This is a genomic window from Nocardia crassostreae (assembly GCF_001613405.1).
Classification (GTDB): domain Bacteria; phylum Actinomycetota; class Actinomycetes; order Mycobacteriales; family Mycobacteriaceae; genus Nocardia; species Nocardia crassostreae.
On the sequence record NZ_BDCH01000025.1, the window covers coordinates 48,129 to 60,267 of the forward strand.

General features: G+C 69.4%; 2 pseudogenes (1 of these 2 running past the window's edge). Both read right to left on the reverse strand.

The annotated features are described in order from the left end of the window. Positions 1-4,026 (reverse strand): annotated as a pseudogene (locus NC4_RS45200) (amino acid adenylation domain-containing protein); the annotation flags it as partial. Then, positions 4,018-12,139: pseudogene (locus tag NC4_RS45205) on the reverse strand (amino acid adenylation domain-containing protein); its annotated part runs 3,233 nt beyond the window's last position; the annotation flags it as partial. The pseudogenes NC4_RS45205 and NC4_RS45200, both read right to left, overlap by 9 nt.

The window sequence follows — 12,139 nt, forward strand, 5'->3', positions numbered from 1 at the left end:
GCCGAACACACCGGCGGGTGCGACGACCATGGTGGCCCCGGCGGCGACCGCCAGCAGCAGCTCCAGCATGCAGGCGTCGAAACTCGGGGAAGCCACGTGCAGGACGCGGGAGGCGCCGGTGACCTGGTACCTGTCCCGTTGTGCGGGAGCCACTCCCGCCACGCCGCCGTGCGTGGCCAGGACGCCATTGGGCACACCGGTGGAGCCGGAGGTGTAGATCATCCACGCCGGATTGGCCGGGCGCGCCGGGCGGCGCAGTTCGTGCGCGGCGATCGGCGTCGCATCGCTGTGCCGCAGGCCGTAGAGCAGTTCGGGGGAATCGATGACCAGCCAGTCCGCGGATCCGGGCAGGTCCGCACGGCAGTCGGCGATGGTGAGGCCGATGGCCGCGCCCGAATCGGCGAGCATGTGCGCAATGCGGTCGGCCGGATAGGTCGGATCCACCGGGACGAAGGCCGCACCGGTCTTGGTGACCGCCCAGACCGCGAGCACCGACAGGTCCGAGCGCGGTACGGCCACGGCGACGAAATCCTCCGCGCCCACCCCGCGTTCGAGGAGAATCCGCGCCAGGCGCGAGGATTCGCTGTCCAGCTCACGGTAGGTGAGCTCGCGGCCCGCGTAGCGCAGCGCCACCGCGTGGGGATGCGCCGCGGCCGTGGTGGTGAGCAGTTCACCCAGGGTGCACAGCGGAACCGCGTGCGCTTCCGGGCGATCCAGCAGATCGGCGCGTTCCGTGGGCGACAGCAGATCGATCTCACCGACCCGCACACCGGGATCGGCGGTGACCGCGCCGAGCAGACGGCCGAACCGGCGCAGCAGTCCGGCCGCGGTGGCGGCGTCGAAAAGATCGGTGGCGTAATTCAATTCGACGGCGAGATGCCCATCGGCGTCCAACTCGTCGGACACCGTGAACTGCAAGTCGAATTTGGCCACCCGATGGTCGAACTCGACCGGTTCGAGCACCAGCCCCGGCACGCCGTGCGTGCGCACGCCCAGGTTCAGATAGCTCAGGGCGACCGTGAACAGCGGATTCCTGGCCTGCGAGCGCGGTACGCCGAGCGCGTCGACCACCTGCTCGAACGGCACCGTCGCATGGGCGAAGGCGGCGAGGTCGGCATCGCGGGTGCGGGCCACCAGATCGGTGAAGCCGAGCTCCGATTCCGGCCGGGTGCGCAGCACCAGGGTATTGACGAACATGCCGACCACATCGTCGAGCGCGGTGCCGCCGCGGCCCGCCACCGGCGTGCCGATGGCGATATCGTCGGCGCCGGTCAGCCGGGCCAGCAACACCGACAGCGCGGCATGCCACACCATGAACGGGGTGGCATTGTGCCGCTTGGCGATTCGCTGTAGAGCGGAGGCGACCACGCCGTCGACGCGGGCGCGCACCACCGCACCCCGCTGGGAGGCGACGGCCGGGCGCGGGCGATCGGTGGGCAGCGCCGGATCCTCCGGCAGGTCGCGCAGCCGCTCGGTCCAGTAGGCCAGTTCCCGAGCGCCGATGCGCGCCAGGGTGGCCCGCTGCCACAGGGCGTAATCGGCGTACTGCACGGGCAGTTCCGGCCAGACCGGCGCGGATCCGGCCGTGCGGGCGAGATAGGCCGAGACGATGTCGCGCAGCAGCGTATTCATCGACTGGCCGTCACCGGCGATATGGTGCAGCACCGCGGCGAGCACATGGCTGTGCCGGGATTCCCGCACCAGCATGGCCCGCAGCGGGACCGCCGCGGTGACATCGAAGCCGCGGCCGACGAATTCCGCGATCCATTCCGTATCGGCGGTGTCGTATCCGGTCCGCAGTTCGAGCGCAGTCGGCATGGTCTCGACAGGCAGCACCACCTGGCGCCCGGCGCCGGTGTCGTCGACGGGGTAGAGGGTGCGCAGCGCCTCGTGGCGGGCGATCACATCGGCGAAGGCGGCGCGCATGGCCGCCTCGTCCAGATCGCCCAGAATGCGGACGGCGGCGGGCAGATTGTTCGCGCCCGACCGGGGATCGAGGCGATTGAGGAGCCACATTCCCCGCTGGGTCGGCGACAGCGGGACGACCTCCGGGCGCGGTCCGGCGACCAGCGGAATCAGATCCGCGTCGGGTGTTCCGGCGGCACCGGCCAGCCTGGCCGCCAGGCCCGCCACCGTCGGAGCCTCGAAGAGCAGCCGGACGGGGATGCGGCGGCCCTGCCGATCGCCGATGCGAGCCAGGACCCGCATGGCGACCAAGGAGTTGCCGCCCAGGTCGAAGAAGTCGTCGTCGACGCCGATCCGGTCGACGCCGAGCACGGCCTCGAATTCGGCGGCGACCAGGCATTCCATCCCGGTCACCGGTGCCCGGTAAGCGGCCCGGCCGAATGCTCCGGACAGGCGTGCGTCCGCACTCGCGTCCGGCAGCGCCTTGCGGTCGAGCTTGCCGGAGGCATTGAGCGGGAACTCGGCGAGCACGAGAATCGCGGCGGGAATCATGTACGACGGCAGGGAGGCCGCCGCCGTATGCCGCACCCCGTCACCGAATTCCGCGGTATCCCTCAGGGATTCAGCGGTGGTCACATAGCCGATCAGATGGTCTCCGGTCACCGTGGTCACGACCTGCGCCGCCGCCTGCGCCACTCCCGGCACGGCGGCCAGCGCCGCTTCGATCTCGCCCAGCTCGATGCGCTGGCCGCGGAACTTCACCTGGAAGTCGGTGCGGCCCAGATACACCAGGTCGGCGGCGGGGCCGTCGCCCTCCCAGCGCACGAGGTCACCGGTGCGGTGCATCCGCTCCCCCGCCGCCCCGAAAGGATCGGCGACGAAACGATCCGCGGTGAGATCGGCGCGGCCGTGGTAGCCCCGGGCCAATTGGATGCCCGAGAGATACAGTTCGCCCGCGACACCGGGCAGCGTCGGGCGCAGCCGCGAATCCAGCACGTAGACACGGCTGTTCCACTCCGGCCGTCCGATGGGCATGACGGTGCGGTCGATCTCGCCGGTGACATCGCGGTAGGTGATGCTGACGGCGACCTCGGTCGGGCCGTACAGGTTGTGCAGGCGGGCGTCACACACCGCGCCGAAGGCGCGCACGGTCTCGGCGGGCAGCGCCTCGCCGATGACGAATATCTGGCGCAGGGTGCGCAGTGCGGGTCGCAGGCGCGCCGAATCTCCGTGTGTGGCGAAGACACTCAGCATGGAAGGCACGAAATCGGTGACCGTGACGCCGTATTCGTCAATCGTGTCCACCAGGTATCCCGGATCGCGATGACCGTCCGGGGTCGCGATGAGCAGGGTCGCGCCGACTTGCAGGGGCAGGAAGTAGCCCCATAGCGAGACGTCGAAGGTGGTGGCGGTCTTCTGTAGGTACACATCGTCGGCGGCGAGGCGATATTCGGCCCGCATCCACGCCATCTGATTGGCGATGGCGGCGTGGGTGACGCTGACACCCTTGGGCTTTCCGGTGGAGCCCGAGGTGAAGATGACGTAGGCGGGCTGATCCGGATGGACCGGTGCACGGCGCTCGCCGGGCAGGAGCGGGCTGTCGGCGCAGCCGTCGTCCGCTACTGCGTCGACCAGGATGGTGGGGCCGCTGTAGCCGGTGTCGATCCGGTCGGCGGTGGTGGAAAGCAAGGCCACCGGCCGCGCGGTGTCGAGAATGTGCGCGATGCGCTGGGCCGGATGATCCGGATCGATCGGCACATACGCACCGCCCGCCTTCAGCACGGCGTACATGGCGATCACCAATTCCGGTGATCGGCGAATGGCCAAGGCCACCAGGGTTTCCGGGCCGACACCCGTGCCGATCAGCTGTCGCGCCAGCCCGTTGGCACGGCGATCCAGCTCCCCGTAGGTCAGCTCGGCACCGGCCGATCCGTCCTCCGGGGCATACCGCAGCGCGATCCGCTCCGGGGTGGCGGCGGCCTGCGCTTCGAAGCCGTCCAGCAGCAGTTCGGCGGCGGGTACGGGATGGCTCGAATCGTTCCGATCGGTGAGGATCCGATGCCGTTCACCGGCCTCGAACAGGTCGATATCGCCGACGACAAGCTCCGGATCCGCGATCACCTCGGACAGTAGCCGCAGCAGGCGACCGGCGAAGCTCTCCATGGTTGTGGCGTCGAAAATATCTGTGGCATAGGTGAATCGGATGGCGTCGCCGGTGACCGTCAATTGCAGGTCGAACCGGCTCGTATCGTGATCGAGCGGATGCTCGGCCACGGTCATCCGGCCGAGCTCCATGGTCACCGGCGTGAGGTTCTGATAGAACAGCGCGATCTGGAACAACGGATGCCGCGCTTCCGAGCGCGGCGGATCGAGCGCCTCCACCAGTCGCTCGAACGGCGCCTCGGCATGGGCGAAGGCGTCGAGATCTCGGTCGGCGACGCGCCGCAGCAGGGCGGCGAAGGATTCCGCGCCCGATACCTCGGCCCGCAGCACGAGGGTATTGACGAACATGCCGACCAGATCGTCCAGCGCGGCATGACCGCGCCCGGCGACGGGAGCGCCGATCACGATGTCGGTGGTGCCGGACAACCGCGCCAGCAGGACCGCCAGGGCCGCGTGCACGACCATGAACTCGGTTGCCTCGTATTGCGCCGCGAGCGCGGCGATTCCCTCGCGGATCGCGGTATCGACACCTATGGATACGGCGGCCGCCGCATGGGACGCGACCGCCGGGCGCGGCCGATCCATGGGCAGATCCAGCTGAGCGGGCAGCCCCCGCAGCGTGTTCCGCCAGAAGGCGAGCTGCCGGGCCGCGAGCGAATCCGGGTCGTCCTCGGCACCGAGCGCTTCGGCCTGCCACAGCGCGTAATCCGCGTACTGAACCGGCAATTCGTCCCACTCGGGCACACCACCGCCCGCGCGGGCCGCGTAGGCGACGGCAATATCGCGCGCCAGCGGGCCCATGGAGAAGCCGTCGGCGGCAATGTGGTGCACGACCAGCACGAGAATGTGTTCGTCCGCGGCGATCCGAGCCAGGCCGATACGCAAGGGCGCCTCGGCGGTGACGTCGAACGGCCGGGTAGTGAAGGCCGCCAAGGCGGCGCGGTCGGCGTCGAGTTCGGCTATCGGAGTAGCCGCCGGTGCCAGGATCCGCTGATAACCAACGCCATTCACGTCCGGATACACCGTGCGCAAGGTCTCGTGGCGTTTGGTCACATCGCTCACGGCGGCGGTCAACGCCGCAGCGTCGAGCACCCCGGTGAGCCGGAGGGCGACGGGAATGTTGTGCACGAACTCGGCCGGATCGAACCGGTTGAGGAACCACATGCGCCGCTGGGCCGCGGACAAGGGCACCAACTCCGGGCGCGGCCGGGCGGTGAGCGGCAGACGGCCACCGGTACCGGACAGCCCGTCCGCCCGGGCCGCCAGATCGGCCACGGTGGAGGCTTCGAACAGCAGCCGCACCGGAATCTCCGCGTCGAGCATCGCGCCCAGCAGGGCGACGGCCTGCGTCGCGATCAGCGAATTGCCGCCGAGCGCGAAGAAACCGTCATCGAGTCCGATGCGCTCCACACCGAGCAGGTCGCCGAAGACCTCCGCTATGGCCTGCTCGACCGCGGTGACGGGAGCCCGGTACTCCATGGTCGCGAACACCGGTGCGGGCAGCGCCCGGCGATCCAACTTGCCGGAAGCGTTGACGGGCAATGCCTCCAGCACCACGAAGGCCGACGGCACCATGTACGACGGCAACACCGCGACCAGACGAGCACGCAGTCCGTCGAGGTCGATCTCACCGGCGGGCACCACATACCCGACGAGCTGTTCACCCAGGCGGTCATCGGTGCGAACCACGACAACGGCCTGAGCAACGGAATCGACTGCGGTGAGCGCTGTTTCAATTTCACCGAGTTCGATGCGCAGACCGCGCAGCTTCACCTGGAAATCGGTGCGACCCAAGTACTCGAGATCACCGTCAGAAGTCCACTTCACCAGATCGCCGGTGCGGTACATGCGCTCACCGGACCTGAACGGATTGGCCACGAACCGATCCGAAGTCAGATCCGGGCGCGCCACATACCCGGTGGCGAGCTGATCACCCGCCAGATACAACTCACCCGCGACACCCACCGGCACCGGCCGCAAACGCGCATCCAGGACATAGACTGCAGTGTTGTACACCGGGCGACCGATCGGCACCGAGTCCACATCGGCGTCGACCACCTGGTGATAGGTGACGTCGACCGCGGCCTCGGTCGGACCGTACAGGTTGTGCAACTCCGCACCGGTCAGCTCCCGCAGACGATGCGCGGGCTTGGGCGACAACGCTTCACCGGAAGCGAAGACCATCCGCAAGCTCGTGCACCGCGCCGCAGCGTCCTCCGCCACGAAGGGCACGATTCCATCCGAAGCTCGTGACCTGCCCAATTCGAGAGTGGAGACGAAGGCTGTCAGCATCGAAGGCACGAAGTGCGTCACCGTGACACCCTCGCGCGCAATGAGTTCCGCGAGGTACGCCGGATCGCGATGGCCTTCCGGCTTCGCGACCACGAGGTGCGCGCCGACCTGCAACGGCCAGAAGAACTCCCACACCGACACGTCGAAGGTGGACGGCGTCTTCTGCAAGACCACATCGGCCGCGGTCAGCCCATACGCGGACTGCATCCACACCAGGCGGTTGACAATGGCCGAGTGCGGCACCGCCACACCCTTGGGCCGACCGGTCGACCCGGAGGTGAAGATGACGTACGCGTTGTTCGACTTCCGCAGCGGCACACGCCGATCCGCATCCGTGATCGGCGCATCCGAGTACACCGACAGGTCGAGCAGATCGATCCGCACCTGTGCGGTATCGATCCCGAGGTCCGCACCGGAGGTCAGCACCGTCACCGGGCAGGCGATATCGAGGACGTATTCGGTCCGTTCGGCCGGATGATCCGGATCCAGCGGCAGATACGCACCGCCCGCCAGCACGACCGCGTACATCCCGACCACCAGGTCGATCGACCGCCGCATCCCCAGCGCCACCACCGCACCGGGTTCCACACCCTGCGTGATCAGATGGCGAGCCAATCGCCGAGCACGGGCCGCGAACTCGGCATACGACAGACTTGTAGCCGGTAGGGAGGTATCGGCGTGCTCGAAGGTGATCGCCGCCGCATCGGGAGTCCGGCCCACCTGCGCCTCGAACAGCGCGGCCAACGTCCTCGCAGCATCAGCCGACGCCGCGGCATTCTTCGACGGCAGTGCCGTAGGCGTCAGCGCCGCCAGTTCGGCTGCCACGTCGAAGGCCGTGGCATTCCAGCCGGATACGACCAGTTCGCGCTCGGGTGCGTCGAGGAGGTCGATATCGCCGACTCGAGCTTCCGGGGTGGTGAGCGCGGTGGCCAACAACCTGAGGAAACGGCGGGCAAAGGCTTCGACGGTCGGGGCGTCGAACAGGTCTGTCGCGTAGCGCAGGATGGCGCGCAGGGCGGGGGCGTCGGCGGTCGCGACCTCGGTGATCGCCAGGGCCAGGTCGAATTGGGCGACCTGGTTGCCCAGGGGGTAGGCGGAGACCTCGAGGCCGGGCAGTTCCAGGACGTCGGTGGCGCGGTGCTCGAAGGCGAGCAGCACTTGCACGATCGGTGAGTGGGCCTGGGAGCGAACCGGGTTCAGCTCCTCTACCAGGCGCTCGAAGGGGAGGTCGGCATTGGCGAAGGCGCGGACGTCGGTGTCGCGGACGTGGGTGAGGAGGTCGGTGAAGAGGGTGGCGGGGTGGACGGCGGTGCGCAGCACCAGGGTGTTGACGAACATGCCGACCAGGTCGTCGAGGGCCTCTTCGGCGCGGCCCGCGACGGGGGTGCCGATGGCGATGTCGTCGGTGGCGGCCAGGCGGGACAGCAGGGCGGCGAAGGCGGCGTGTACCACCATGAAGGTGGATACGCCCTGTGCGCGGGCGAATGCCGCTATGGCGGCGGTGGTTTCGGCCGGGATGTCGAATTCGATGGATGCTCCGCGGCCGGTTGCCACCGCCGGGCGGGGGCGGTCGCCCGGCAGCTCCAAGACCGGCGCGAGGCCGGCCAGTTCGGTGCACCAGTGCGCGATCTGCTGGGCCAGTACCGATTCCGGATCGTCCGGCGAACCCAGGACATCGTGCTGCCAGAGGGTGAAGTCGGCGTACTGGACGCGCAGCGGCGGTAGGGCGGGTTCGGCGCCGGTGGTGCGGGCGGCGTAGGCGGCCATCAGGTCGCGGGCCAGCGGACCGGTGGAGACACCATCGGCGGCAATGTGGTGGACGACGACGGACAGCACGTGGTCGTCCGAGGCAAGGCGGAACAGGGTGCTGTGCACGGGGATTCGGTCGCGCAGGCGGAACGGGCGCGATACCGACGCCAGGACGGCGTCGGTCAGCTCGGCGGTGGTAACGGCTACCGGGGTCAGCGCGGGGGCCGTGAAGCCGTCGCCCGACAACACCACCTGGTGGGGGCCGTCGGCGTCCTCCGGGAAGACCGTCCGCAGGGATTCGTGGCGCTCCAGCACGTCGGCCACGGCGGCCTGCAAAGCCTCGCGATCGAGCGCTCCGCCGAGACGGATGACGATCGGGATGTGGTAAACCGCCGAATCGGGATCGAGACGGTGCAGCAGCCACATTCGGGTCTGTGCGAGCGAGAGCGGAATGCGGTCCGGACGCTGCCGGGCCACCAGCGGCGCGGTGAGCGCGGCGCTCGCCGCGCGGGTAGCGCGGAGGGCGAGCGCCGCCACGGTGGGCGCTTCGAATACGTCGCGCACGGTCAGGTCGCAGCCGAGCGCCGCATTGGCGCGGGCGACCAATCGCATGGCGAGCAGCGAGTTTCCGCCCCGGGCGAAGAAGTCGTCGTCCGCGCCGATGCGAATGTCGGCGCCGCCGCCCATCAGGGCGGCCATGAGCGCGGCCAGCACGGCCTCCGCGCCTTCGCGCGGGGCTCGGTAGCCGCCTGCGGATCCGAGCAGTTCGACTGCGGGCAGAGCCTTGCGGTCCAGTTTGCCGGAGGCATTGAGGGGCAACTCGTCGAGCAGCTGTAGCGCCGAGGGCACCATGTACGCGGGTAGCTCTCGCGCCAGGGCGGCTGTAATCTCCGCGCGCAGCGCAGGATCAGCGTCAGCCCCACGCGACGGAACGACATACGCCACCAGCGCTCCGCCGTCCTCGCCGCCTTGCAGCAGCACGGCGGCCTGAGCGACCGTCTCGAGCCCGAGCAGGGCTGCTTCGATCTCCCCGAGCTCGATCCGCAAGCCGCGCAACTTCACCTGGAAGTCATTGCGGCCCAGGTACTCCAGCTCACCCGCGCGGTTCCACTTCACCAAGTCGCCGGTGCGGTACATCCGGGTGCCTGGCACGCCGAAGGGGTCGGCGACGAAGCGGTCGGAGGTCAGGTCCGGCCGAGCCGTATAGCCGCGAGCCAGCTGCTCACCGGCCAGGTAGAGCTCGCCCGCCGCGCCCGAGGGCACCGGGCGCAAGCGCGAATCCAGGACATACACCCGAGTGTTGAACACCGGAGCGCCGATCGGCACGGTGGCGGTATCGGCATCGGTGACCTCATGGAAGGTCACGTCCACCGCGGCCTCGGTCGGCCCGTACAGATTGTGCAGGCGCGCACCGGTCGAGTCCCGCAACCGCTGCGCGATACCGGCGGGCAGCGCCTCCCCGGAGGCGAAGACCATGCGCAGGCTCGTACAGCGCGCAATGCTCTCCTCGGCGACGAACACCGACAGCATGGACGGCACGAAATGCGCTGTGGTGACCTGCTCGTCGGCGATGAGCCGGGCCAGGTAGGCCGGATCGCGATGGCCGTCCGGCTTGGCGACGACCAGCCGGGCACCGATCTGCAAGGGCCAGAAGAACTCCCACACCGAGACATCGAAGGTCGCCGGAGTCTTCTGCAAGACCACGTCACCGGCGGTGAGACCGTATTCGGCCTGCATCCACACCAGGCGGTTGACAATGGCGGTGTGCGACACGGCCACGCCCTTGGGGCGGCCGGTGGACCCCGAGGTGAAGATGACGTATGCGGTATAGGCGGGCGTGAGGGGCGCACGCCGTTCCGCATCGTCGATCGGCGCGGCGTCGAAGCCGTCCAGCTCGAGCCTATCCAATTCGAGTACGCGCACGCCCTCCGGCGTGGGCAGCGCGACATCGGAGAGCGTCAGAATCGCGGCGGGCCGGGCGGTGTCCAGGATGTGGGCAATGCGGTCGACCGGGTGCTCCGGATCGATCGGCAGGTACGCACCACCGGCGCGCACGATCGCCATGATGCCCGTGACCAGGTCGATCGAGCGCGGTACGGCCAGGCCGACAATAGATTCCGGCCCGACGCCCGCCGCGATGAGCAGCCGCGCCAGCCGGTTCACGCGATCGTCGAATCGGCCGTAGGTGACGGCTTCGCCCTCGTAGGTCAGCGCCACGGCCGCCGCCGACGTGGCCCGCCGATCGAGGAGATCGCACAGCGTCACGCGGGGTACGGGATGAACGGTGGCATTGCGATCCGAGAGCAGCACCCCGCGCTCGGCGACCGACATCAACTCCACCTCGCCGACACGGGTGCGGGTGTCGGTGGTCAGGGCGCGCACCACCCGCTCGAAGGCGGTCACGAACCACGCCGCCGTCTCGGAGTCGAAAAGGTCGGCGGCATAGCGCAGATGGACGTCGATACCCTCCGGATCCCCGGCGCGGGTGTACCGGTCGTTGAGCGTCCAGTCCAGATCGAACTGGATCGGGGCCGTCCCCGTATCGAGGGCCGCGATCTCCAGGCGGTGCAGCCGGATATCCGGCTCGCGCTGGTTCTGCAGGGTCAGCGAGACCTGATACAGCGGTGCGTGCGCCTGGGAGCGGACCGGATTCACCGCCTCGACGATCTGCTCGAACGGCACCGCGGCCTGTTCGAACGCGGTCAGATCCACCTCGAGCACCTGCGCGAGCAGCTCCGCCAGCGTGGCCTCGGCGGGCACCTCGGTGCGCAGCACGAGAGTGTTCACGAACATGCCGACGAGATCGTCCAGGGCTTCGTCGCCGCGTCCGGCGACGGGCGCGCCGATGGCGATATCGGCGCCCGCCCCGAGCCGGTGCAGCAGCACGGCCAGCGCGGTGTGCAGCACGATGAACGGGGTGACCCGCCGCTCGCTCGCGAGATCCAGTACGGCCCGGTGCGATTCGGCATCCAGCACGGCGGTGACCGCACCGCCGCGATTGCTCGCCACCGCGGGACGGGGGCGATCGGCGGGCAGGGTGATCACCTCCGGCAGCCCGGCGAGCCGATCGGTCCAGTGGCCGAGCTGGCGGGCCAGCACCGAGCGGTCGTCGTCGATGCGGCCCAGCACCTTCCGCTGCCAGAGCGCGTAGTCGGCGTACTGCACCGGCAGGGCCGTCCGGAACGGGGTGCTGCCCGCACAGCGGGCCACATAGGCGGTCGCGAGATCGCGGGTCAGCGGCGCGAAGGACCAGCCGTCGGCGGCAATGTGGTGCACCACGACCAGCAGGATGTGCGCGGGCGGCGCGGCGGGCGACTCGACGCGCAGCAGCCGGGCCCGCAGCGGGACTTCGGCGGTGACATCGAACGAAGTGCGCGCGACCGCCGCCAGGACTTCCGGGATCTGCTCGGCGGCAATGGTTTCCGGGACGATATCGACCAGCTTGGTACGGACGGGCAGGATCAGCTGGCGCGCTTCGCCGTCATGCTCGGGATAGAGCGTGCGCAGGGTTTCGTGCCGGTCGATGACATCGGCGATGGCCGCCCGTAGCGCATCGAGATCAAGAGCCCCGGTCAGCCGCAGCGCGAACGGGATGTTGTACGCGCCGCCGCGAGCATCGAAGCGATTGAGGAACCACATGCGCTGCTGCGCGATGGACAGCGGAATGATCTCCCCGCGATCCTGGGCGGTGAGCGGCGGGATCTCGGCGGCCGCGGCGACGGCACCCGCGAGCAGCCGGGCGGCCAGGCCGCGCACGGTGGGGGTCTCGAAGAGTGCGCGCAGCCCGATCTCGACGCCGGTGGCCTTGGCCAGGCGGGCGACGAGCTGGGTGGCGATCAGCGAATTGCCGCCGAGAGCGAAGAAGTCGTCGTCGGCGCCGACGCGGGCGAGGCCGAGCAGAGCGGTGAAGGTCTCGGCGACAAGGATTTCCGTGGCCCCGGCCGGGGCCTGGAACTCCCGCCGCGCCGGTGCGGGCGCGGGCAGCGCCCGCCGATCCAGCTTGCCGGAGGCATTGACCGGGAATTCGTCT